The sequence below is a fragment of the Vicinamibacteria bacterium genome (genome assembly GCA_035620555.1).
Lineage (GTDB): Bacteria > Acidobacteriota > Vicinamibacteria > Marinacidobacterales > SMYC01 > DASPGQ01.
In genome coordinates, this window is record DASPGQ010000532.1 from 1 (window position 1) to 23,109 (window position 23,109).

The following is a 23,109-nucleotide window of genomic DNA, read 5'->3' on the forward strand; positions in this document are numbered from 1 at the left end:
AAGTTGGCGATTTGTCTGACCCTCTGCGGCGTCACGTAGACCCACCCCGGCTGCATCCCGCGACAGCAGTTATGACACTGGTGACAACGGAACCGCAGCCCCCGAGCATACCAGGGTGTCGGCATCGGCGGCGTCGATTATAATCCCGGCCTCGTGCCCAATCGAACCGCAGGGGGTCTCGGGCCGGCGCTTCGTGTCACGTGGGCTTCCGCACTCTACGGATTCGCGGTCGCCCTCGAGGACTTTCTGCACTTGTTCCTGAGGCAGGATTCGGGCGAGGCCTTGTGGTCCGCTCTCGAACGCAATCTGGAGTTTCTTCCGGTGATGGGGGCCACGGTTGGCTACGCCGTGCTCGGGCTTGCGATCGCGCTCGGGCTCGCCACCGTCGTCTCTCGATACCGCGAGATTCCGCTGGAAGATTCCTTGCGACGGGTCGCGCCGGCCTACGCCTGTGTTCTCGTGCCCATTGGGCTCAACCTGGCCGCCATGCTCTCGCTCACACTATCACCTAGCTTCCCGTACGGCTCGAACCTCGCGGTGAGCCTCGCGCTCGAGGGGTGGTTCGAGCCCATGTTGACCCTCATGCTGTTCGTGAGCTCTCTGGCGCACTCAATCGGTGTCGGGGTGGAAAGGCCCCTGGGTCGAGGACGCTGGCTCGGACCGACCGTCATCCTGACCGCTCTGCTCTTGTTTGCGCTTTCGACCCCTTCGCATTTCTATGAGGAAGGAGCCGGTCAGGGCAACATGTTCAAGTATGTCCGCATTGCCTCGGCGGTCGCGGGCTCGGGCACTCTCGACATCGGAAGAGCCGCCGAGAATCGGGACGCTTCGTTCGTCGGTTTTCTGTCGCACGTCCCGCGAATGGCGTCGAGCTACGCGTCCGAATCCCGCAAGCTTCTCTCGAGAGCTCTCGATGCCATCATCCAGGGCCAATTCTACTGGGGCGAGCCGACGGCGTCGCGCGCCAACCGATCGATGTTTCGCAGTGCGTCGGGGGGGATCTATTACATCAATGCCCCGGGACCGGGTTTGCTTCTCGTTCCCGCGTACCTTCTGGATCGCACCCTGAACCGATGGTTGGGGACCGAGCGGCAGGTGGCGATGATCGTCTTCTGGCAACTTCTCGGCGCCATTTTGGTCTACCAGATCGTGCTCGCGGCTTCCGAGCTGACCGAGCGAACGGCTGCGATCCTCACTGCCTTCGCCTTCGCGCTCAGCGTCCCTGCCCTCTTCTACTCGTTTCAAATCTATCCTGAGCTCCCCGCGGGTCTCTTCCTCCTTTTCGCATTCCGAAAACTCGTCATCGATCCCTCGCCCGGATTCGGTGCCGCTCTGGCAGCCGGGGTCGCGCTCGCGGCTCTCCCATGGCTTCACCAGAAATACTCGGTGGTCGCGGCGACCCTCGGTCTGTATGCGGTCTTTCGGTTGGTTGGCAGAACCCGAAGGGGAATCTCGCTTCGACCGATGAAACTTCTGGCTCTCGGTACCCCGCTCGCGCTGTCGGCTTACTCCCTCTTTCTCTACAATCACGCGCTCACGGGCAGCCTGTCACCGACGGCGACTTTCTCCGCCGCGGAACGTTCATCCTTCGAGCCTCAAAATATGGTGAAGGGGCTCCTTGGTCTTCTGCTCGACCGAGACAACGGGCTGTTCGTGTTCGCGCCCGTTTACCTTCTTTCGCTGGTTGGTATGTCGGCCTTTGTCGAAGAGCACCGGCGCCTTGCGAGACCTTATTTTCTTACTCTGATCTCATACCTTCTGGTGATCGCCTCTTTCCCGTACTGGCCGGGTGCGATCAGCACGATGGGACGTTACATCTCGAGTCTTCTCCCACTGCTCGCGCTTCCCCTTGCCCTGGCCGCCGGCCGCGCGATGTCGCAGGGGGCGATTGCGGGAAGTGCCCTGACGCTTCTCGCCGCCAGCCTTGCCTACAGTGCGAGCTTCACCCGTGACCTCATCCCGAGTTATGACGCCCAGCTTCTCTGGAGCCGGACTCTCTATTCCGATCCCTCGCAATACCTGCCGAGTTTTCTGAGCGACGGTTTTCTCGGTTCGGGGCCGGCGCACTTCGCCAAGGTTCTGGTCATATTGCTCGGCATCGCGATCCTCGTTTACTGGCTCCAGGAGCGAGCTCGCGTAGGCAATCGTCGCATGGAAGACGAGGCCGGGCGCTTTCCGCAGCGTGCTTGCCTTGGAGCCGCCGCCGTTCTCGCCAGTGTCGTCGGCATGGGAGCGCTTCTCGAGAACTGGCCGGGGAACGAGCCGGCGACCTCGAGGCCACGTTACCGTGACACGCTCTCGACCGACTCGGGCATCGAGGTCTGGGTCGACGGAGAGCACGGCTTCGAGGGGCCCGCTGCCTGGGTGCCTGGCGGCGGTGAGAGTCGTTTTCATCTGCACTCCCACCGCGCCCTGTCGTCGCTGACGCTTCTCCTGACGAACGGTCCCGACGAGAACGAGGTTCTCGTGACCGAGCGAGGAGGGTCGACTGCCGTTTTCGTCCTTCCCCCCGATGGACCACATGAACGGAAAGTCCTTCTGAGGAACCCTCATCGGTTCGAAGGTCCCAAGGGTGAAAGTTTTCTCTATGAGCTCCGGGTTCGCTCTCGCGGGAGCTTCGTTCCGGCGCGCGCCGGCCGCGGCGAGGACGAGAGGCGGCTCGGTGTCTACGTCCGCGTGCCGTGAACGATCGTTATAATCGGAGCGTGAAGAATGATGAGGTCACCCTCTACGCCGATGGCGCCTGCGAGGGCAACCCTGGTCCGGGAGGATACGCCGCGGTCATCGAGACCGGCGGCGGCGTCCGTGAGGTGGTGGGAAGCGAACGGCGTACGACGAACAACCGGATGGAGCTCATGGCGGTCATCGAAGGCTTCCGGACGCTCGGTCGGAGTCGATCGGTGCGCGTCGTCTCCGATTCCCGATACGTCGTCGACGGGATGAACAACTGGATCCATGGGTGGCGGCGCAGGGGCTGGAAGACGGCGGCTGGCTCACCGGTGAAGAACCGTGAGCTATGGGAGGAGCTCGACCGGCTCGCCTCGCGTCATCGCGTCCGCTGGGAATGGATCCGCGGCCACGCCGGCCATCCCGGAAACGAGCGGGCGGACACGCTTGCCCGCCAGGCGATCTCGGAGGCCAAGAACGCTCGGGCCGATCTCCCTCACGAGCCCGCGGGCCGTTAGCGATGCTGGCCGCTCTTCTCCTGTTGCGGTGCTTTCAGCCGAGCCCGACCGACGTGCTCGATCTGGAAATCCGCATGGCCGAGCTCATCAACGTGGAGAGGGAAGCCAGGGCGCTTCCGCGACTGACCCTCTCGCCCGAGCTCTCGGAAGCCGCCCGGCAGTACAGCCGGCAGATGGCCTCGCGGGGTGCGGTCCGGCATGATCTGGGCGGCTCCATGGAGGAGAGAATTCGCCACGGCATCACCGAGAGCTGCATGTTTGGCGAGAACGTGGCCAAACACACTTCGGTGGACTATTCGATTGGAGACCTCATGACGAGCCCGGGCCACCGCGCCAATCTCTTGAACGAAAAGTTCACCCACCTCGGTGTCGGGATCGTGCGCGCCGACGATGGGTTCTTGTACATCACGCAGGAGTTCGCCCGGACCTGCGGTCCCGCCGAGAAGACGAGGCGGTAACCCCGCGCGACGGTGCCAACGTCCTGTTCTCCGTCACTGAGTTGCTAGACCGGTGCCAGGGCTTTACGCCCCTGCGCGAGCCAGGCAACAATCTCCCCGAGAAGAAAGATCGATCCAGCCACCAGTATCTCGCCGTCGGGGCCCGCGAGCTCCCGCGCACGAGAGAGAGCCTCGGACGACGATCGAATCGCCTCGGCCGGAGTCCCCCGCTCGACGGCCCAGCGGCTGAGCTGCTCGGGACCTCGGGAGCGCGACATGGCGGGCCTGCTGGCGACGAGGTACGCGACGTGTGGCAGGAGACGAGAAAGCATCTCGAAAACCCGCTTGTCCTTCATGACCCCGAAGAGCAGCACGCGTCTCGGATGCGGGTGCTGCTCGAGGTATCGGACGAGCGCGTCCACCGCCTGCACGTTATGGGCCGCGTCGAGAAGAATCGGCGGCGTCCCCGCGATCCGTTCCAGGCGTCCGGGCCATCGTGCCCCTTGGATCCCCTGTCGAACCACCTCTTTGTCCAGACTCCCCGGTGGGCAGGCGACTTCGGCGGCGCGCACGGCAACCGCCAGATTATCGAGCTGGTGCTGCCCCAAAAGAGGAAGGACGAGACTCCCGTAGTCGTTTTGCTCCGTCCGAAGTCTGAGGCGCTGGCCGCCCGCTAGCTCCTCGACGGCTTCGATCTCGACCTCTCGAATGGCCTCGATCACCGTCGCTTTCTTTCGCTTCGCCTCCTCGCGGACCACTTGGAGCGCTTCGGGAAGGAGCCTTCCGACCACCACGGGCCGTCCCTCCTTGATGATCGCTGCCTTCTCGGAGGCGATCGACGCGAGGGTCGACCCGAGAAACCGTTCGTGATCGAAGCCAATGGTCGTGACAATGGACAGGCCTGCGGGAACGACGTTGGTGGCGTCGTAGCGACCGCCCATACCGACTTCGAGCACCGCGACCTCCACCCGGTGCTCGGCGAAGACGACGAACGCCGCGGCCGTCATCGCTTCGAAGAACGTGGGGGCCGCGGTGTCGTCCGGCCACAGCGCTCCCGCGGCTTCGGCCACGCGGCCCACAGCCGAGCCGAGCTCCGACCGGGAGATCGGCTGGCCCTCTAGGGCGATTCTCTCCTCGACCTGGCGAATGTGAGGCGACGTGTAACGGCCGGTTCGACGGCCTGCATTCCGAAGGATCGATTCGAGAAGGGCTGCGGTCGAGCCCTTTCCGTTCGTGCCGGCGATGAGAATCGATTCGTAGTCCAGCTCGGGGCGGCCGAGCGCTTTCATGAGACGCGCGATGTTCTCGAGACCGAATTTGATGCCGTACCGCTCCCGACCCTTCAAGTATCGAAGGGCCTGCTGGTAGAGCTCGAGGGACCCGTCGGTCACAAAGCGGGCTTTTCCAGAGCCCGGATCGGCTCCGTCGCCTGGTGAGACGGTTGGGCGACTCGACTGACGCTCGGCGAGGGATGGGTGAAGAAACGCAGCACCTTCTCCAGGGTCTCTTTCAGTTGGCGGCGCTCGACGATGAGATCGAGCATTCCGTGCGCTAGCAGGTACTCGGAACGCTGGAAGCCGGCGGGAAGTGGCTGGCGTATCGTCTGCTCGATCACCCTGGGCCCGGCGAAGCCGATGAGCGCCTTGGGCTCGGCGATATTGAGGTCGCCGAGCATGGCGAAGCTGGCCGTGACGCCGCCGGTCGTGGGGTCGGTAAGGATCGAGAAATAAGGCACCCTCGCTTCATCGAGTCGAGACAGGGCCGCGCTGATCTTCGCCATCTGCATGAGGGAAATGGCCCCTTCCTGCATCCGAGCCCCGCCAGACCTCGACACGATGATGAGCGGAACGCGGTCGGAAAGCGCTCGCTCGACCGCGCGGGTAATTTTTTCTCCCACCACCACCCCCATGCTGCCCCCGATGAACTGGTACTCCATGATGGAAACGAGCACCGGGATACCGCCAATCCGTCCCCGGGCAACGAGGACGGCGTCATCGAGGCCGGTCTGATTCCTGCTCGTCTTGAGCCGATCCCCATATCGTTTCGTGTCCGAGAATCGCAGCGGATCGGTGGAGCAGAGACCTCTTTCCAACTCCTCGTAACGCCCGTCGTCGAAAAGAGTCCGAGCCCGCTCCCGACAAGACAAGCCCATGTGGTAGTTGCATTTGGGGCACACGCTCAGGTTCCGAACGATCTCTTTCGTGTACAGGATCTCGGCGCATTCCCGGCATTTTGTCCACAGGCCCTCGGGCATGCGGCTCTTTTTGACCGCAGAGAGGGGAGTTTTCTCCTTTTTGAACCAGCTCATGTTCCAGGAGCGGGGATCCTAGCAGCGGTAGCGGACGGCGGTCAAACTCACCGTTCGGGCTGGAAAAGCGTCAAACGGCTCTTCACGAGGGGTTCATCTCGAATAATTGCGCCACGAACCGCTTCAGCTCGTTCGGGCCAACGGCGGGACGCCGCCGCAAGTAAGAATCGAGATCGGCGAGCATTTCGGCAGCGCTCTGGTATCGGTCCTTCGGTTCCTTCCGCAGAAGGCGGGTGACGATAGACTCGAGCTCGATCGGCACGGCCGGATTCAGGGACGAGGGAAGAAGGAACCTGCCCTCGCGCACCCTTTCGAGAATACCCAGCTCCGAGTTCCCACTGAAGAGCAGATGGCCGGTGAGCATCTCGAAGAACACCGCTCCGAGGGAGAAGAGATCCGAGCACCTGTCTACGGGTCGACCCCAGGCCTGCTCGGGAGACATGTAGAGCAGTTTTCCTCGAAGCGAGCCGCTATCGGTATGGGAGGCCTTGCAGGCGGCCTTGGCGATCCCAAAATCGGCGAGCTTAACCTCACCGTCGTTGGAAACGAGAATGTTTTGCGGACTCACGTCACGATGCACGATTCCGAGCTCGACTCCGTTTCCGTCCCGGTGAGAATGCGCGGCTTCGAGTGCCGCACCGACTTTGCTTGCCACCAGTGCTGCCAGATCCACGCCGATGAGCGAGCCGCGGTCGCGAGCTCGCGTGAGGATGCTCTTCAGATCCCTCCCCTCGATGAACTCCATCGCGATGTAATAACTCTCGCCGATCTTACCCAGATCGAAGATATGCACGATATTCGGGTGCGAGAGGGAGGCGACCATCTTGGCTTCGGCGATGAACATCTCGACGAAGCCCTTGTTCGACGCAAGATGGGGAAGGATCTTCTTCACCGCGACGATCTTCTCGAAACCCTCGACCCCTTCCTGCTTGGCGCGGAAAACCTCCGCCATCCCTCCGGTGGCGATTCGCTCCATCAGGCGGTAACGGCCGAAATCCGTGCTGCCGTCGGACCGCGTCCCCGATGCTTCCTCGTGACGCTCGGTGGCACGGTGAGAACGAGGATCGTTTCCGAGTGTCGCGTAGGCGGCGTCGAGCAACGAATAACTCTCTACCGCTCGGGGATAGGGATCGGTGTCGGCCTCGGTGACGGCCCGTCGGACGGATGTCTCGCGCGAGTCGGAGGAAGCGTCCGAGCCGTCCCGAAAACCCTCGATGATGTCCCCGAAGAGATCGGTCGCGGTCAGGAGTGGCTCGCCGGCCTGCGCCTCTTCGCGCCTTCTTATTCGCTCGCGCACCTTCGAACGGTCCACGCCGAGCACTTCTTCGTACCGGACGCCTCTCGTGAAGGGATTCCCGTCGTTTTTGGCCATCTGCGGCAATTCTACTCGTTTTCTTCCCGAGCCCGTCGACGCCACCCGGGTACCAGTTTCAGTGAACGGCAGCGGACACGGGTTCCGCTTCTGGATCTCCCGATTCGCCGATGGGGAGACCCAGTTGGGCCTCTCGCCTTTCCCTTAGATTCCGCACGAGTCGCTTCGCTTCGGCGAGCTCCTCACAGGTTTCGATCATCTTGAGCTCATCGACCTCGGACTCCGCCTGCTGACGGAGACCGGCGAGCATGGCGTTGAAGCTGCCGGGAAGATCCCGAAGGAAATCCCGCTGACGGAACCGCAGGTTGAAGCTCCAGTCTCCCTGGCCAACGCGATCCATGCTCAGCTTGGCCCGGTAGAGGGGCCCGGCGATCTGGTTGCTCATGTACAACCCCACGATGGCGAGCACGACGAAACCGAAGGCGACCACGAACCCGATGGTGATGCCATACAGCGTCGGAAGCGTCAGCAGCGGCACGGGCCCCGGCTTGGGCACGAGATCGTAGAACCGCTGCAAATGCCCCTCATAGAAGAAATAAAAGACGATCATGAAAAACGCGGAATTCGCGAGCCAGATCGCCATCAGCGTTCCGATCAGCCGGGCCTGAAACGGCTTGTCGACGACGTACTGCCGTCGGTGGAGGGGGGGGCGAACTCCCCATGGGTGGGATTTCGATTGGGAAACGTTGTTCATGGCTAGACCTCCAGCTTCGAACAATCGAAAACAAGACGACCCATGGGCGGGTGCGATCGTTATGAGTTTTGGATGAATCGACGGTTACAGGCTAGCACGCGCTCGGGAGCGATGGCAAGCATTCAACCCGCTGTAGGCACGTAGTAACGGGTCCCGCCGGACATGAGCGCGATCTCCGCGATCAAATCGTCGAGCTTCGTCTCCGGCCGGGCGAAATCGACCTCGGAGCAGTTCACGATCAAGAGGGGGGTCGCCGAGTAGTGAAAAAAAAAGTAGTCGTAGGCCCGGACGATCTCGCGCACCGCCTCGTCGTCGGGGACTCTCGAGGCTCCGCGTCGCAGCCGTTTGAGCAGCGTGCTCGCTGGCGCCTGCAAGTAGATCACGATCTCCGGCGCGGGGACGGTCGCCGCAATCGTAGGGTAAATCTTCTCGTAGAGCATCAGCTCGGTATCATCCAGGTTCAGGTAGGCGTAAATCCGGTCTTTCGCCATTATGAAGTCAGCGATCTCGACACCCTTGAAGAGCTCTCTCTGCGACAGGCGGCTGAGCTTCAGGTAACGGTTCATCAAGTAGAAAATCTGGGCCTGGAAGGCAGAACCGGAGCGCCCAGCGAGGAAGTCGTCGAAGAACGGGTTGAGCTCCTCATCGAGCACGCTTTCACCCTCGAGCTTCTCGGAAAGCCGTTGCGCCAGGCCGGTCTTGCCGAGCCCCGGAGGGCCTTCGATCGCGATATAGCGAAACCGCATGTCTCTCAAGCTCCGACACGCTCGACGACGCTTCGATCCTCACACCGACGGAGCAGCTCTTCCAGGGAAAGCCCCGAGCGCGGGTCGATCACTCGGGGCGCGATCTCGACCAGAGGAACGAGCACGAAGCGCCGCTCGCCGAGCCGTGGATGAGGCAGGCTCAATGCCGGTGAATCGAGAACCAGGTCTCCGGATAACAGCAAGTCCACGTCCAGCGTTCTGGGACCATTCATGAGCCTGCGCTCCCGGCCCTGGCGCCGCTCGATGGATTGGCATAGGCGCAACAAGGCCAAAGGCGCATCGACGAATCGGACCCGGGCCACCTGGTTCAAAAACCAGGGCTGCGGGGGCCCCCCGACGGGCTCGGAACGGTACCGGCTTGAGGTCTGGCACAATTCGACATTTGCTACTTGGAGCGACCGCAGAGCACGATCCAGTTGAGAATTCGGATCTTGGAGGTTGGAGCCGAGTCCGATGAAAAACGAATCGCAACGCGACACGCGCGATTATAGCAGGCGCCGGCCGACTCAGAGGCGCTGCGGCCTGTGCTAACATCCGGCGCAACCCGAGGTGACTCATGGAGTTCGAGACGCTCAATCAACTTCTCGTTTGGGCAGCCGAAACCTATCAGAAGCCCGACGCCCTGATGTTCAAGAAGGGCGGCTCTTGGCATCGAATCTCCTCGGCCGACTGGCTTCTGAGGTCGAGGCGCTTGGCGCTCGGATTTCACGAGATCGGGATCCGCCGGGGCGATCGCGTCGCCCTGCTGTCCGAGAATCGTCACGAGTGGTTCCTGGTGGACGCCGCTCTGCAGATTCTCGGGGCGGCGAACGTCCCACTCTACGCAACGCTTCCCGGTCCGCAGGTCTCCTACATCGTGCGCGACTCGGGTGCGCGGCTCGTCGTGGTCTCGGATCGCGGGCAGCAGGAGAAGATCGGCGGCGTGCGCTCGAGCCTGACGAAGGTCGAACGGATCATCAGCCTCGATACTCCCCTGGGCGAGGCCGTCGCAATAACGTCTCTGGAAGAGAAAGGCCGAGAGAGGGAGAAATCCGATCCCGATCTGGCGACGAAGCTCGGAGCGGAAGTGACTCCCGACGACCTCGCCAGCATCATCTACACCTCGGGTACGACGGGTGAGCCGAAAGGCGTGATGCTCACCCACAGTAACTTCGTCTCCAACGTGAAGGCGAGCCTCGAGGTCCTTCCTGTCGGAAGAGATGACGTCGCGCTTTCGGCCCTACCCTATTGCCATGTTTTCGAGCGCATGGTCGCGCATTACCTCTTTCCCGCCGCGGGGGCGACGGTCGCGATCGCCGAGAGTCTGGAGCATGTGGTGGAGAACATCGGCGAGATCCGCCCGACGGTGATGACGATGGTTCCCCGGTTCTACGAGAAGCTCTACGCGAAAGTGAAGGAATCGGTGGAAAAAGGCAGCGCGGTGAAGAAGAGGATCTTCCACTGGGCCGTGGCCACCGGCAGCGCGCACGGCGAGTTCCGGCTTCGGGGAGAGAGTGCGCCACCGGGGCTCGAGCTCAAATACAAGATGGCGACGGCACTCGTATTCGGGAAGCTCCATCGCAGGCTTGGGGGAAGACTGCGATTCTTCGTGTCCGGCTCCGCTCCGCTCCCGACGGAGATCGCGAAGTTCTTCTGGGCCGCGGGGATTACCATCGTGGAGGGGTACGGACTCACCGAAACCTCACCGGTCATCTCGGTGAACCGTCCCGACCGCATCCGTTTCGGCACGGTGGGTCAACTCATTCCCGGCGTCGAAGTCGAGATCGCCGAAGACGGTGAAATCCTCGTGCGGGGACCGAACGTCATGAAAGGCTATTGGGGACAGGACGAAGCCAGTCGCGAAACGATCGACGAGCGTGGCTTCCTTCATACCGGCGACATCGGTGAGCTCTCGAGTGACGGCTTTCTCCGCATCACCGATCGCAAGAAGGACATCATCATCACTTCCGGAGGGAAGAATATCGCTCCCCAGCCCATCGAGGGCCTCCTCAAGACGAACGCCTTCATCGCCGAGGTCGTCGTGGTGGGAAATCGACGTCGTTTCCCCTCGGCTCTGGTGGTTCCGGACTTCGAGAGGCTCACCGCCTGGTGCCGCGAGAACTCTCTGCCGTCGAGCGACCGCCACGAGATGGCCTCCCACCCGAAAGTTCGAGAGCTCATCAACGAGCAGGTCGAAAATCAATGCAGCGGGCTACCCCAGCACGAGAAGATCAAGAAAGTCTACGTGCTCGCCGAGGAGTTCTCCATCGAGGGAGGAGAGCTGACGCCCACGATGAAGGTGAAGCGGTCCGTGGTGGAGTCGCGCTACAAGCACCTGATCGACGAGCTATACGGCGAGTCGGAGCGGGCCTTCACGTGAGCGAAGCCTACGAGACCGTCATCGGTCTCGAGTGTCATGCGCAGCTGATGACCCGGACCAAGCTCTTCTGCGGATGCCCTGCTCGCTTCGGGGATCCTCCGAATACGAACGTCTGCCCGGTTTGCCTCGGCCTTCCCGGGGCGCTTCCGGTGCTGAACCGCAACGCGGTGCGCCTCGCGACACGGATGGCCCTGGCGGTGGGTTGCCAGATCCACGAGGAGTCGGTGTTCGCGCGCAAGAATTATTTCTACCCGGATCTCCCCAAAGGCTACCAGATCTCGCAGTACGATCGTCCTCTGGCGACGAAGGGCTGCATTTCGGTCGAAGCGAAACGGACCCGCATCGAGCGCATCCACATCGAAGAAGACGCGGGGAAGCTCCTTCATGAAGGCTTCTCCGATGCGGAAACGAAGAGCGCGATCGACTTCAACCGAAGTGGCGTCCCCCTCATCGAGATCGTCAGCGAGCCGGATCTGTCGAGCCCGGAGGAGGCGGTGGCCTACGCTCGAGCCCTCAAAGAGATCTTGGAGTACACCGAGACGTCGGACGCGGACATGGAAAAGGGCAACTTTCGCTTCGACGCCAACGTCTCCGTGCGTCTCAAGGGGGCGTCGGCACTCGGCACGAAAGTCGAGGTCAAGAACCTGAACTCGTTTCGTTTCCTTCTCCAGGCGCTCACCTACGAAGTCGACCGTCAGATCGCGGTGCTCGAATCGGGCGAATCGGTGCACCAGGAGACCCGACTCTACGACTCTGCGTCCGAGCGGACCGTGTCGATGAGAAGCAAGGAAGAAGCTCACGACTATCGGTATTTCCCCGACCCCGACCTTCCCCCGCTGAAGCTCGAACGTCAGTTTCTCGGCGAAATCGAGAGAGCTCTTCCCGAGCTTCCCGCACCAAAACGTGAGCGGTTCGCTTTGGAATATGGGCTTCCGTCCTACGACGCAAGCCTTCTGACCAGCTCTCGCGAGCTTGCCGAGTTCTTCGAGACAGCGGCAAGAGTGTCGATGAATCCGAAAGCCGCAAGCAACTGGGTCATGACCGAGCTTCTGCGCAAGCTCAAGGAGACGGGCACGGAAATCTCCGCGCTGACCATCGACGGGGAAGCGCTGGGGCGGCTGATCCGCCTCGTCGACGAAGGGAAGGTAAGCGGCCAAGTTGCCAAAGAGGTCTTCGACGAAATGTTCGCTTCGGGTAGCGGGCCGGAAGAGATCGTCGAGCGCTCGGGGCTGACCCAGATTTCCGACGTTCGAGAGCTCGAGCCCTGGGTTCGACAGGTGCTCCAGCAGCACAAGAAGCAGGCCGATGAGTATCGTGGGGGACGGGAGAAGGTGCTCGGCTTCCTCGTCGGCCAGGTCATGAAGCTTTCCCAGGGCAAGGCAAACCCCAAGCTCGTGCGGGATTTGCTGCTGAAGATGCTGGTCGCGGAATGATTCAGACCTTTCACGTGTCGATGCAATACGGCCGTGACAATCAGGCTCTTTGCGACATCACGCTCGAGATCGACAAAGGCGAGTTCGTTTTCCTGACCGGCCCGAGCGGAGCGGGCAAGACGACTTTTCTCAAGCTGATCTTTCGTGAGGAAACGCCCACCCAGGGCCAGATCCTGGTCAATGGCAGGAATGTCTCGGCCATTCCCGAGACCAAGATCCCGTTTCTCAGGCGCGACATCGGCGTGGTCTTCCAGGACTTCAAGCTCCTCAGGCGCAAGACGGTGTTCGAGAACGTCGCCTTCGTCCTCCGGGTTCTGGGCGTGGCCAAGGCGGAAAGAAAGAGACGAGCTTTTCAGATTCTCAAACAAGTCAGTCTACATCACAAGCTCCACGCCTATCCGCTGCAACTTTCCGGAGGAGAGCAGCAGCGAGTCGCCATCGCTCGGGCGCTCATAAACGAGCCCGTGCTCCTCCTGGCCGACGAGCCCACGGGAAATCTGGATCCCGAGCTGGCGGTCGAGATCATGTCCCTGTTTCAGGAGATCAACGCCCGCGGCACGACGGTGCTGGTCGCCACTCACGACCGCGATCTCATCAACCGGATGGGCAAGCGTGTCATTTGTCTGGAGAAGGGACGCCTGGTGGAGTCGTAACCCGAGCAAGATCGAAACTTAGACCGGGCTCGACAGGAATTTTCGTACCGAAAGCAAGCTGCCGACGAATCCCACTCCCATACCGCCAAGGACGATGGCCGTCCAGGCACTTGGCGGAGCGAAGCGAATCCAGTCCGCCGCGGGCAAGAGCTGAGACCGCCGCAGCGCCTCCACGAACAGGAATTGGTGGCAGAGGTAGAGCAGGCCGAGAGCCAGCGCGCTTCCCAGGCCACCTTGCAGCACGCCCTCCACGAGAAAAGGGCCACGGATGTACCCTCGCGTCGCCCCGACCAACCGCATGATCCCGATCTCTTCTTGCCGACCATAGACGGTGAGCTTGATGACGTTGAAGATCGTGAACATCGAGGCGATGACGAGCGCACCACCGATCGCCAGGCCGACGACTCGCATGAGCTCGATCACCGTCGTGAGCCTCTCGACCCACAGCAGGTCGTAGTCGACTTCGGCGACCCCTTCGACCGACCCGAATCTCGTCGCCAGGGCACGCACCTGTGCGGCGTTTCGATAGGCGGCGGAAAGGTTCACCTCGAACGAGGCGGGGAGTGGGTTCTCGTCGAGGAGATCGGGCAGCGCTTCCAGCTCGGGAAAGTAAGACCGAAACCGTTCCATCGCTTCTTGCTTCGAGACGTGCTGGAAGGACTCGACCTCGGGGCTCTTCTGGAGCAGGCTCGACAGATGTGCTTCACTTTCCGGCACCACGTTCTCGTCGAGGTAGAGTGTGAGCTGAACCCGACTGGCCCATTCGGAGACCAGAGCCTCCAGGTTGGCGGAGACCGACAGAAAGATACCCACGATGAAGAGCGTGATCGCGATCGTGAGAACCGAGACGAAATTGACGAGGCGATTGCGCCAAAGCTCCACGAAAGCCTCCTCCAGGGAGTAGCCGATCGTTTGGAGAAGCTTCATCTCAGGCTAGAATTGATACGTCTTCCCTTGCTCGATGAGCTCGACGTTACTCAGCCCGAGGGCGCGCAGCTCCCGCTCGATTCTTGGAACGTGGCTGGGCTTGGTGTGCGTGATGAGCACGGGAACGTCCCGGTGGAGCTTGGCCAGCTCTGAGGCAAGAATGCTCGGCGTCATGTGGCCACTCAACTTGGCAAGCTCGTCGTCGTCGTTGGAAAAGGACACCTCGGTGATGACGCACTTCAGGCGTGGATGAGAGGAGGCCACTTCCCATACCCGATGGGTGGGGCCCGTATCGCTCGTGTAGAGGATCGCGCCCTCCTCGTCCTCTACCAGCACCCCCACCGTGGGTATGAGATGCTCCACCTCGATTGGGGTGAATGAGAGACCGTCGATGCGAAACGTCTCTTCCACCTCGATTGGCTCGAAACGCATGGTCGGCCGGTGGGGACCCGGGAGTTTGGTGAAATCAGGCCACATGACGTCGTTGAACATGTGGGCCTGGAGGCTCTGTACGACGGCGGGAATTCCGTAGACGGTGATGGGTTCGTCCAGCCGACCGAATGCGTTCTCTACCAGAAACGGAAGGCCGCAGTTGTGATCGAGATGGGTGTGAGTGACGATCACGTGGCGGACTCTGAGTTGCTCCTCCAAGGTGAGCGGTCCCGTGAGACCACCGGCATCCAGCGCGATCTCTTCATTCACCAGAAAGCAGGAAAGGAAACGACCCTTTACGCTCCCACCCGAGCAGCCGACAACTCGCACTTTCATCGAAGCGACCTTTCGTCGCACGGGTGGTGAGCGGCCATTGGGAAGTCCGTTTTCGAAGCGTCTTCTCGATTTGGGGTATCTTCTGAAAGATGAATATAGCGTTCCGAACTCGCTCGTGTCAACGCTTCCACGATTCGACGAGTGAACCGGAGATGGCTACGGCACGACCGTCACTCTGTAGTCGACGACGGGAGCGAACTGGCCGGACACGAGCGTGACGGCACCCGTTATCGAAGTCGACGCCGTGACTTCTGGCGCCCGATAGCGAACGACCCGGGTAATCACCTCTCCTCCGCGGAGCGTGACCGTGCACTCGATCAACTCCGCGCCGAGCACCGAGCACCCGGAGCCCGGGGTCTCGGCGATACGAGCACGGTTCGGGGTCTGGAAGACAACGTCGACGTCTCTGGTTTGAGGCGTTTGATTCGAGATCTTGGCACGCACGGAGAACACGGCCCCGGATCGCACCATCTCGCCCTCATCGATTGACACCTGCAGCGTTCCCCCGCCCGCAGAGCCGGGCCCCGAGCCGGAGGTGACGGTGACATCGCGCGCCCGCGTGCAGCTCCCCTCCCTGCCCTCGATAAAGAGCACGGCCCGTACGTTCTTTACTTCCGTGCCTTTAACGTTGTTGTACTCGTGCGCCACGACGCCTTCGAGGTCGAACAGGCCGTCCTCACCGGGCCTACCCTCGCCGACGGCGATCGTCTGAACGGTGCCAGCGGGGTTGTGCTGGTCCCATGTAATCTCGACCGTCTTTTCACCCGGCGGCGCTCCCCGGTAAGCCAGGTAGAGTCCCACGACGTTACCAAACGAGAACCCCGGGTCGGTGAACCGCGCACGCGCCTCGATCAAATCGTCACAGTCGAACCCCGGCGCCGTCTCCCAGGAAATCACGGCAACCTTGACGGCAAATCCGCCCACGATTCCTGGCGAAACGGTCCCGAGAATTCGAATCAGAACGTTCAGCGAGGGCGCCGGACTCGCCGCACCGAAGTCCGCGGGAATGCTTCCCGTGCTGTCGCTGAAGAGAAACTCACCCGTCGGAAACGGCTCGACCAGAGTCCCCTGCAGATCGACCTCTTGCCCGAGGAATTCCTCCGGGTTGGCCAGGATCTGCGCGACCGTTGTCGACGCGTTGCTGGAAGACTCGGCAGCGGAAGCGGTACCGACGGAGCGATTCAAAGGCCCCGAAGCTGTCGGGGTCGTCGGTCCTGTCGGATGGGAGCGGTCTTCGCAGCCCGCGAGAGAAAGACCCGACAGAAAAACCCCGATCGCGACGATTCGTCTCAGCGGCAATGTCCGACCCCTTTTCTCGTTTCCTGCGGGAGCACGTGACTCGTGGAAGACACGCGAAGGCGGCATGATATCTCGCGGTCGTCGCTCGCTCAAGTTCGGAGCAGATCTTTCCATCCCGAGAAGATCGGGAACAGCCGATCGCCTGGTTATATAATGCCGGTTGATGCAGAAAGCGTTCTCTCGTCAAGGACATCGCCGGGAGTCGTCACCAGCGGGAGAATCCGACCATCCGTGAGCGATCGGGTGCTTCGCATCGGCCATAGTCCCGACCCCGACGATGCGTTCATGTTCTGCGCGATCTCGAATGGCGCCGTACGCATCCGAGACTACTCGATCGTGCACGTGCTGGAGGACATCCAGAGCCTCAACCGTCGTGCGGTGAGGGCAGAGCTCGAGGTCACCGCCATCTCCGCTCATGCTTTTCTCGACGTGTCGAGCAAGTACTGGATCATGGCGACGGGCGCGAGCATGGGTGAAGGCTACGGTCCCATCGTCGTCACCAAGGAGAGATCCGACATCGAAGCACTCCGGGGAAAGCGAGTTGCCATCCCGGGCGAAAAAACGACGGCCGCCTTGCTCGCGCGCATCTATCTCCCCCCTTTCGAACCGGTGGTGTTGCCTTTCGATCGGATTTTCGAGGCGGTGGGGAAGGGTGAGGCCGATGCCGGCGTCTTGATTCACGAGGGTCAGCTCACCTATGGTGACGAGGGCTTTTACAAGATCGAGGACTTCGGAGAGAGGTGGCACGCGGAAACGGGGCTTCCGCTTCCTCTCGGACTCGACGTCGTCAGGCGCGATCTCGGTCGCGAGCTCGCGGTCGAGATCAACCGTGCGATGCGAGATAGCATCGAGTGGGCCTACGACCACGAGGAAGAGGCGCTCAGCTATGCCTTGAAGTTCGGGCGAGGGCTCGGACGTGAGCTCGGCCGCCGGTTCGTGAAGATGTACGTCTCGCACCTGACGCTAGACATGGGGGAAGCCGGCGAGAAGGCGCTCGGGGAGCTCTTCTCACGCGGCGTAGCGGCGGGTGTAATCGGTGAGGCACCCGAGCTCGAGCTGATCCGTTAGTTGGAACGATCTCGTTGCTCCGCGCTTCGCCGTCAGTATCCAATCCTCACCGTCGGCACGAGCCCTCATCGGATTTTCGAAGCATCGACGTTCAGCTCGTAGATGATCCGGATGCCGTCGAGCGTGAGGCGCGGGTGCACGACGTCGATGACCTCGGTCCATTCGGCCACCATCTCTGCCATGCCGCCGGTGGCGATGACCTTGGGCGAGCCCCCAAGCTCCTTCTTGAGGCGGCCGACGAGCTCCTTCACGAGCCCTACGTAACCGATGACCAGCCCGGACTGCATCGCGGCTACGGTGCTCTGTCCGATTGCCCTCAGCGGGAGCTGGAGCTCGACTTTCGGGAGCTTGGCGGTCCGGCGCACCAGGGCGTCGGCAGAGATGCCCAGGCCGGGCGCGATGGCGCCTCCGAGATAGTCACCGTCCTTGGAAACGACGTCGAAGGTCGTCGCCGTTCCGAGGTCGAGCACGATGGCGGGACCGCCGTAGAGCTCGTGGACCGCAGCGGTGTTCGCCACGCGGTCGGCACCGAGCTCGGACGGGTTGTCGATGCGAATGCCGACACCGACCTCGATCCCCGGTCCGACGATCACCGGTGGCTGCCCGAGAATCCGAAGGACGAGCTCTTCGAAGATGGCGGTCATCGGCGGAACGACGCTCGCGATGACCGCACCCGTGATCTCTCGAAAAGAAAGTCCCCGGTCCCCCAAGAGCGCCTTGACGAGCACATAGTACTCGTCCGCGAGATGGTCGAGGTGGGTCTTTATCCGCCAATCCGCCACCCAGGCGTCCGAGCCGTATACGCCGATCATCGTCTTCGTATTGCCGACGTCCAGGACGAGAAGCACGGATGCATTCTACCAGCGCCGCGGTGTCGTGATACACATGGAACGTGGTTCCCATCGAGGACATCGAGAGGGCGCGAGAGGCCATCTCGGGCCTGGCCCTCCGCACGCCGCTCGTACGACTCGACCATCCCGAATCGACGAGAGATATCTTCCTCAAGCTCGAGAACTTGCAGCCGATCGGGTCGTTCAAGATCCGAGGCGCCATCAATGCCTTTCGCTCGGTATCCGACGCCGAGATCGAGGCCGGCGTCCTCACCGCGAGCGCGGGCAACTGGGCCCAGGGAGTCGCCTGGGCAGCGAGGGAAAGAGGAGTACCCTGCACCATCATCGTTCCCGACACCGCGCCCCGAACCAAGCTCGCGGCCATCGAGCGACTCGGCGCTCGCTCTGTGCCGGTGCCCTTCGACCGCTGGTGGCAGTGCCTGACCGAGAGGCGGTTTGCCGGGATCGAGGGGCGTTTCTTCCATCCGGTCGAGGACGAGCCGGTGATGGCCGGCAACGGCACCATCGGTCTCGAGATCCTCGATGACCTGCCCGACGCCGATGCCGTCGTCATCCCCTGGGGTGGCGGAGGCCTCGCCACGGGAATCGCGAGCGCCCTCGCGCAGCGTGCATCGAGGATCCGGGTTTACGGCGCGGAAGTCGACACCGCCGCACCTCTGACGGCTTCGCTAGCGAAGGGGGAAATGACGTCCGTCGAGCGTCGACCGAGCTTCGTCGACGGCATCGGGAGCGAGAGGCTTCTCCCCAAAATGTGGCCTTTCGCGCAGTCTCTATTGAGTGGAGCCTTCACCGCATCGACGAGCGAGATCGCCACCGCCATCCGCTTGCTCGTCGAGCGCAATCGTGTCGTGGCGGAAGGAGCCGGCGCCTGCGCGCTCGCCGTGGCGCTGTCGGGGCAGATCGACGCACGGAGAATCGTGTGTATCGTATCCGGAGGCAATATCGACACCCACGTACTCACCGGCATCCTAGCAGGCTGACCATGGAGATAACGACCATCGAGCCATTCCTCGATTACTACGAGAAAGTGAGAAGCAGAACCAAGCGTGTAATCTCACTCATCCCCGACGAGTCGTTCGACCGATCCCCGGTTCCGGGAAAATTCACTTTCGCGGATCTCATCCGCCACCTCGCCGCCATCGAGCGGTTCATGTACGCCGAGAACGTTCGCGGCAGACCCAGTCGATACGAGGGTTGCGGTAAGGAGCTGGCCGATGGACGAGAGGAAGTGATGCGATTCCTCGACCAATGTCACGAAGAGTCGCTCGAGATCTTTCGCGGGCTCACGCCGGCCGAGCTGAGCTCGAGATGCACGACTCCGGCGGGAAGCCCCATCACCGTGTGGAAGTGGCTACGCCTGATGATCGAGCACGAGATCCATCACCGCGGACAGATCTATACCTATCTGGGTCTCATGGGCGTGGAGACAAAACCGCTCTACGGCCTCACTTCGGAGCAGGTGGCCGCTCAAGCCGCTCCGAGTCGCACCCGCAATGACTCCAGATAGCCCGGGCTCTTTTCTTCGAGATAGGCCTCTCGCTGCTTCGCGACCTCCTCGAAGTTAGCGAGAAAGTTGGGATTCTTGAACGACTCTCTGAGCTCGGGCACGAGATGCTTGACCTTTTCCCACACGGCGGTGATCTCGCCGTTGGTCTCGAAAAACAGCTCCTTGTCCACGAGATGTCGCTTGACGATCGCGGCGATCATGTCCCAATAGCTGATGACCTGCCGGAAGTAGGCATTCTCGTCCGACCCAGGAGGGCAGATCTCGTTCAGCTCTTTCGCGTCCTTGGCGCGGAAACGTCCGAGCACGAACGAGCGGGCCTCCCGCAGCCGTGGCTCCCGGCGTAGCTCGTAGAAGCGGATAATCAACTCGGCGTCGTGGTGATGGCTCATGAAATGACCCCTTCGCTGTGCTAGCCTATCATGGCTATGCTAACGAAGGATTTCCATCTCCAGTGTCCGTCCTGTGGAACGAAGATCCTCGTAGACCACAAAACCGGTTCGGTCTTGTCCCACGACAAACCGGGACGGGGCCCGGCCAAGAGTTTCGAGGAGGCCGTCCTCGACGACAAGAAACGAACGGCGGAAGCCGAGGACCGCTTCGCTCAGGCCTTTCGTGAACACGAGAACCGCGATGAGCTTCTGGAGAAGAAGTTCAAGGAGGCCTTCGAGAAGGCGGAGAAAGACGGCTCGCCCCCGCCTCACCCTTTCGAGTTCGACTGAGTCTGGCTCAGGAGAGCTCGTAGGACGGTGTGCAGAATTCCGCCGTTTCGGTAGTACTCGATCTCGATTTGTGAGTCGAGGCGGCTGACGGCGGCGAACTCGATTCTCGTCCCGTCGTCCCGCCTGGCAACCACCTCGAAGCGCTGACGTGGAGAGAGGTCTCCCGCGATCCCTCCGATGTCGAACGATTCCCGGCCCGAGATGCCGAGGCTCGAAGCACTTTGTCCATCGGCAAACTGCAGGGGCAATACTCCCATCCCCACGAGGTTGGCGCGGTGAATTCGCTCAAAGCTTTCCGCGAGAACGACGCGGACGCCCAGGAGGAGAGTGCCTTTGGCGGCCCAATCACGAGAGGATCCCGAACCGTACTCCTTGCCGGCCACGACGATCAGGGGGGTCTGTTCCTTCTTGTAGCGCCTCGCGGCGTCGTAGATGGACATCTGCTCGCCGGTGGGAAAGTGCACCGTGACTCCGCCCTCGATGCCGGGGACGAGCAAGTTCTTGATCCGGATGTTCGCGAAAGTCCCGCGAACCATGACGCGATCGTTACCGCGACGCGAGCCGTAGGAGTTGAAATCCTTCTTCTCCAGACCTCGTTCCCGCAGGTAACGCCCCGCGGGTGAATCGTTGGCAATGTCACCCGCCGGTGAGATGTGGTCGGTCGTCACGCTGTCACCGAGCAGCGCGAGCACTTTCGCTCCCTCGATGTCCTTCGCCTCGGGGAGCTCGCGCGCGAGCTCGGTAAAGAAAGGCGGTTCCTGAATGTAAGTCGAGGTCTCGCTCCACGGGTAGAGCTTTCCTCCCGATACGGGAACGCGATTCCACACCTCGTTGCCATCCCACACGTTCTGGTACATCTTGGAGAACATCTCGGGGCGGATCGCCTCGTCCATTACCCGTCGCACTTCTTCCGCCTTGGGCCAGATTTCCGACAGGAAGACCGGCTTACCCTCGACGTCGGTACCGAGAGGCTCGGTCGACAGATCGAGATCGACGGTGCCGGCGAGCGCGTAGGCCACCACCAAAGGAGGCGACGCGAGGTAGTTCGCGCGCACGAGGGGGTGGATCCGGCCTTCGAAGTTCCGATTCCCGGACAGAACCGAGGCCGCCACCAACTCGGCCTCGGAGACCGCGGCCGCCACCGGATCGGGGAGCGGACCGCTGTTGCCGATACAGGTCGTGCACCCATAGCCCACGAGGTGGAAGCCGAGATCGGCGAGGGCGGGCAAGAGCCCGGCTTCTTTCAGATACTCGGTAACGACTTTTGAGCCCGGCGCGAGCGATGTCTTGACGTAGGGCGGTACTTTGAGACCGCGCTCGGTTGCTTTCTTCGCCAGGAGCCCCGCTCCGAGCATGACGGAGGGGTTGGAGGTATTGGTGCAGGACGTAATGGCGGCGATTACCACGGCTCCATGACCTAGGTTCTCTCGCGTCCCGTTGAATTGAACCGTGGCAACCCGGGAAAGTGCCTCGGAGTCGAGGCCGAAGCCGCGATTCTTGGTAGAGGCGGTGAGGGAGGTCCGAAACGAGCTCTTCATCGACGCCAGCGACACCCGGTCCTGCGGCCGCTTCGGTCCAGCGAGGCTCGGCTCGACAGTGCCAAGGTCGAGCGATAACGTATCGGTAAACTCAGGCTCGGGAGCATCGTCGGTCCGGAACAGACCCTGATCCTTGCAGTAAGCCTCCACTCGACGGATTTCTTCCTCGGTCCGCCCGGTTCTTCGAAGGTAACGAAGAGTCTCCTCGTCCACGGGGAAAAAACCCATGGTCGCTCCGTACTCCGGCGACATGTTCGCCACCGTTGCCCGATCGGGAAGTGACATCTGTGAAAGGCCGCTTCCATAGAACTCGACGAATTGATCCACTACCCCCTTCTTCCGGAGCATCTCGGTGACCGTCAGAACGAGGTCCGTCGCCGTCACCCCTTCGCCGAGCTTGCCATCGAGCCGGAAGCCGACGACTCGAGGCATCAACAGATAGGAGGGCTGACCCAGCATGGCGGCTTCGGCTTCGATGCCCCCCACACCCCATCCGAGGACGCCCAGCCCATTGATCATCGTCGTGTGGGAATCTGTGCCTACGAGGGTGTCGGGATAAAGCACCGCCTCACCGTCCTCCTCGGACTTCATGACGACCTTGGCGAGGTACTCCAGGTTCACCTGGTGAACGATGCCCGTCGCCGGCGGAACCACGCGAAAGTTGTCGAACGCCTGTTGCCCCCATCGAAGGAACTCGTAGCGCTCGCGATTTCGCTCGAACTCGATCTCCGCGTTGCGGGAAAGGGCGAGCGGTGTGCCGAACACATCGACCTGCACCGAATGATCGATGACCAGGTCAACGGGCACGGCGGGATTGATGAGCGCCGGATCGCCACCCAGTCTTTGCATGGTGGAGCGCATCGCGGCGAGATCGACGATGGACGGCACTCCGGTGAAGTCCTGCAGAATGACGCGAGCGGGCTGGAACGGCACCTCGTCGTCTCCTGGGTTTCTCGCGTTCCAGCGGGCCAGCGACCGGACGTCCTCCTCGCGTACGAGTTTCCCGTCGCAATGGCGAAGAACGGCCTCGAGCAGGATCTTCACGCTGATCGGCATCGACGAAACGCGTCCGAGGCCAGCTTTTTCGAGGAGCTCCAGCGAGAACAGGTCGGCCTTGCCATCTCGCGTATGGAGCGGTCTCCGGGCTCCCAAAGGGTTTCTGATCGATCGGCTCATGAGCCTAACTTTAGAACCCGTTCGTGGCGCGAATCAATAACTTTGCAC

The 23,109-nt window shown here is 61.9% G+C and carries 22 protein-coding genes; 10 read left to right on the top strand and 12 right to left on the bottom strand.

From position 1 onward, the window contains the following. Nucleotides 1–153 precede the first annotated feature (153 nt). Genes VEK15_21615 through VEK15_21625 form a run of 3 tightly spaced genes read left to right on the top strand, consistent with a single transcriptional unit; the run spans nt 154 to nt 3,643 of the window. On the top strand, nt 154–2,685 hold the full coding sequence (locus VEK15_21615; GenBank protein HXV63312.1) for a hypothetical protein: 2,532 nt from the start codon (nt 154–156) through the stop codon (nt 2,683–2,685). 20 nt (nt 2,686–2,705) lie between these two features. Then, the gene (gene rnhA / locus VEK15_21620; protein ID HXV63313.1) at nt 2,706–3,185 is read left to right on the top strand and encodes a ribonuclease HI; all 480 of its coding nucleotides are present in this window, start codon (nt 2,706–2,708) and stop codon (nt 3,183–3,185) included. Between the two features lie 2 nt (nt 3,186–3,187). Beyond that, nucleotides 3,188–3,643 (top strand): CAP domain-containing protein, encoded by a 456-nt coding sequence (locus VEK15_21625; GenBank protein HXV63314.1) that lies wholly within the window; start codon nt 3,188–3,190, stop codon nt 3,641–3,643. Nucleotides 3,644–3,687: 44 nt separating this feature from the next. On the opposite strand, the gene VEK15_21630 is transcribed toward VEK15_21625, so the two are convergent. From VEK15_21630 to folK, 6 genes are all read right to left on the bottom strand, one after another. Continuing rightward, a complete protein-coding gene (locus VEK15_21630; GenBank protein ID HXV63315.1) occupies nt 3,688–5,013 on the bottom strand; it encodes a folylpolyglutamate synthase/dihydrofolate synthase family protein in 1,326 nt (441 codons plus the stop codon). After that, nucleotides 5,010–5,930: an acetyl-CoA carboxylase, carboxyltransferase subunit beta gene (gene accD / locus VEK15_21635; protein ID HXV63316.1), complete on the bottom strand. Its 921-nt coding sequence runs from the start codon at nt 5,928–5,930 to the stop codon at nt 5,010–5,012. Before accD ends, VEK15_21630 begins: the two co-directional genes overlap by 4 nt. 82 nt (nt 5,931–6,012) lie before the next feature. Then, on the bottom strand, nt 6,013–7,302 hold the full coding sequence (locus VEK15_21640; GenBank protein HXV63317.1) for a serine/threonine-protein kinase: 1,290 nt from the start codon (nt 7,300–7,302) through the stop codon (nt 6,013–6,015). Nucleotides 7,303–7,360: 58 nt separating this feature from the next. Then, nucleotides 7,361–7,996, bottom strand: coding sequence for a hypothetical protein (locus VEK15_21645; protein HXV63318.1), 636 nt, complete (start codon nt 7,994–7,996; stop codon nt 7,361–7,363). Between the two features lie 122 nt (nt 7,997–8,118). Next, entirely contained in the window at nt 8,119–8,742 is a 624-nt protein-coding gene (locus tag VEK15_21650) for a deoxynucleoside kinase (protein HXV63319.1), read from the bottom strand. 5 nt (nt 8,743–8,747) lie between these two features. Further along, nucleotides 8,748–9,242, bottom strand: a complete 495-nt coding sequence (gene folK / locus VEK15_21655) for a 2-amino-4-hydroxy-6-hydroxymethyldihydropteridine diphosphokinase (GenBank protein HXV63320.1) — start codon at nt 9,240–9,242, stop codon at nt 8,748–8,750. A gap of 77 nt (nt 9,243–9,319) precedes the next feature. Here folK and VEK15_21660 point away from each other — a divergent pair, with 77 nt between their 5' ends. From VEK15_21660 to ftsE, 3 genes are read left to right on the top strand one after another with little or no spacing between them, the layout of a single operon-like run. Continuing rightward, entirely contained in the window at nt 9,320–11,122 is a 1,803-nt protein-coding gene (locus VEK15_21660; protein ID HXV63321.1) for a long-chain fatty acid--CoA ligase, read from the top strand. Continuing rightward, on the top strand, nt 11,119–12,555 hold the full coding sequence (gene gatB / locus VEK15_21665; protein HXV63322.1) for an Asp-tRNA(Asn)/Glu-tRNA(Gln) amidotransferase subunit GatB: 1,437 nt from the start codon (nt 11,119–11,121) through the stop codon (nt 12,553–12,555). Before VEK15_21660 ends, gatB begins: the two co-directional genes overlap by 4 nt. Then, a complete protein-coding gene (gene ftsE / locus VEK15_21670) occupies nt 12,552–13,208 on the top strand; it encodes a cell division ATP-binding protein FtsE (protein HXV63323.1) in 657 nt (218 codons plus the stop codon). The genes gatB and ftsE overlap by 4 nt, the downstream gene beginning before the upstream one ends. 18 nt (nt 13,209–13,226) lie before the next feature. On the opposite strand, the gene ftsX is transcribed toward ftsE, so the two are convergent. From ftsX to VEK15_21685, 3 genes are all read right to left on the bottom strand, one after another. Beyond that, on the bottom strand, nt 13,227–14,135 hold the full coding sequence (gene ftsX / locus VEK15_21675; protein HXV63324.1) for a permease-like cell division protein FtsX: 909 nt from the start codon (nt 14,133–14,135) through the stop codon (nt 13,227–13,229). A gap of 6 nt (nt 14,136–14,141) precedes the next feature. Further along, on the bottom strand, nt 14,142–14,903 hold the full coding sequence (locus VEK15_21680) for a 3',5'-cyclic-nucleotide phosphodiesterase (GenBank protein ID HXV63325.1): 762 nt from the start codon (nt 14,901–14,903) through the stop codon (nt 14,142–14,144). A gap of 156 nt (nt 14,904–15,059) precedes the next feature. After that, nucleotides 15,060–16,202: a hypothetical protein gene (locus tag VEK15_21685; protein HXV63326.1), complete on the bottom strand. Its 1,143-nt coding sequence runs from the start codon at nt 16,200–16,202 to the stop codon at nt 15,060–15,062. Nucleotides 16,203–16,433: 231 nt separating this feature from the next. Here VEK15_21685 and VEK15_21690 point away from each other — a divergent pair, with 231 nt between their 5' ends. Next, nucleotides 16,434–17,270, top strand: coding sequence for an MqnA/MqnD/SBP family protein (locus tag VEK15_21690; protein ID HXV63327.1), 837 nt, complete (start codon nt 16,434–16,436; stop codon nt 17,268–17,270). A gap of 65 nt (nt 17,271–17,335) precedes the next feature. On the opposite strand, the gene VEK15_21695 is transcribed toward VEK15_21690, so the two are convergent. Next, nucleotides 17,336–18,118 (bottom strand): type III pantothenate kinase, encoded by a 783-nt coding sequence (locus VEK15_21695; GenBank protein HXV63328.1) that lies wholly within the window; start codon nt 18,116–18,118, stop codon nt 17,336–17,338. A gap of 44 nt (nt 18,119–18,162) precedes the next feature. On the opposite strand from VEK15_21695, the gene VEK15_21700 reads away from it, so the two are divergent. Next, the gene (locus tag VEK15_21700) at nt 18,163–19,101 is read left to right on the top strand and encodes a threonine/serine dehydratase (protein HXV63329.1); all 939 of its coding nucleotides are present in this window, start codon (nt 18,163–18,165) and stop codon (nt 19,099–19,101) included. A 2-nt stretch (nt 19,102–19,103) separates the two neighbouring features. Further along, a complete protein-coding gene (locus VEK15_21705) occupies nt 19,104–19,628 on the top strand; it encodes a DinB family protein (protein HXV63330.1) in 525 nt (174 codons plus the stop codon). Here VEK15_21705 and VEK15_21710 read toward each other — a convergent pair. After that, nucleotides 19,589–20,017 carry a hypothetical protein gene (locus VEK15_21710; protein HXV63331.1) on the bottom strand — a complete coding sequence of 143 codons (429 nt, stop codon included), beginning with the start codon at nt 20,015–20,017 and terminating at the stop codon, nt 19,589–19,591. The genes VEK15_21705 and VEK15_21710 overlap by 40 nt on opposite strands. A gap of 30 nt (nt 20,018–20,047) precedes the next feature. Here VEK15_21710 and VEK15_21715 point away from each other — a divergent pair, with 30 nt between their 5' ends. Next, nucleotides 20,048–20,347, top strand: a complete 300-nt coding sequence (locus tag VEK15_21715; protein ID HXV63332.1) for a hypothetical protein — start codon at nt 20,048–20,050, stop codon at nt 20,345–20,347. On the opposite strand, the gene acnA is transcribed toward VEK15_21715, so the two are convergent. Then, nucleotides 20,326–23,061: an aconitate hydratase AcnA gene (acnA, locus tag VEK15_21720; protein ID HXV63333.1), complete on the bottom strand. Its 2,736-nt coding sequence runs from the start codon at nt 23,059–23,061 to the stop codon at nt 20,326–20,328. The genes VEK15_21715 and acnA overlap by 22 nt on opposite strands. Between the last annotated feature and the right edge of the window lie 48 nt (nt 23,062–23,109).

Coding starts and splice junctions, on each gene's coding strand:
- VEK15_21625 (HXV63314.1), top strand. CDS start 3,188: ATGCTGGCCGCTCTTCTCCTGTTGCGGTGCTTTCAGCCGAGCCCGACC.
- accD (HXV63316.1), bottom strand. CDS start 5,930: ATGAGCTGGTTCAAAAAGGAGAAAACTCCCCTCTCTGCGGTCAAAAAG.
- VEK15_21640 (HXV63317.1), bottom strand. CDS start 7,302: ATGGCCAAAAACGACGGGAATCCCTTCACGAGAGGCGTCCGGTACGAA.
- VEK15_21645 (HXV63318.1), bottom strand. CDS start 7,996: ATGAACAACGTTTCCCAATCGAAATCCCACCCATGGGGAGTTCGCCCC.
- VEK15_21650 (HXV63319.1), bottom strand. CDS start 8,742: ATGCGGTTTCGCTATATCGCGATCGAAGGCCCTCCGGGGCTCGGCAAG.
- VEK15_21660 (HXV63321.1), top strand. CDS start 9,320: ATGGAGTTCGAGACGCTCAATCAACTTCTCGTTTGGGCAGCCGAAACC.
- ftsE (HXV63323.1), top strand. CDS start 12,552: ATGATTCAGACCTTTCACGTGTCGATGCAATACGGCCGTGACAATCAG.
- ftsX (HXV63324.1), bottom strand. CDS start 14,135: ATGAAGCTTCTCCAAACGATCGGCTACTCCCTGGAGGAGGCTTTCGTG.
- VEK15_21680 (HXV63325.1), bottom strand. CDS start 14,903: ATGAAAGTGCGAGTTGTCGGCTGCTCGGGTGGGAGCGTAAAGGGTCGT.
- VEK15_21705 (HXV63330.1), top strand. CDS start 19,104: ATGGAGATAACGACCATCGAGCCATTCCTCGATTACTACGAGAAAGTG.
- VEK15_21710 (HXV63331.1), bottom strand. CDS start 20,017: ATGAGCCATCACCACGACGCCGAGTTGATTATCCGCTTCTACGAGCTA.
- VEK15_21715 (HXV63332.1), top strand. CDS start 20,048: ATGGCTATGCTAACGAAGGATTTCCATCTCCAGTGTCCGTCCTGTGGA.
- acnA (HXV63333.1), bottom strand. CDS start 23,061: ATGAGCCGATCGATCAGAAACCCTTTGGGAGCCCGGAGACCGCTCCAT.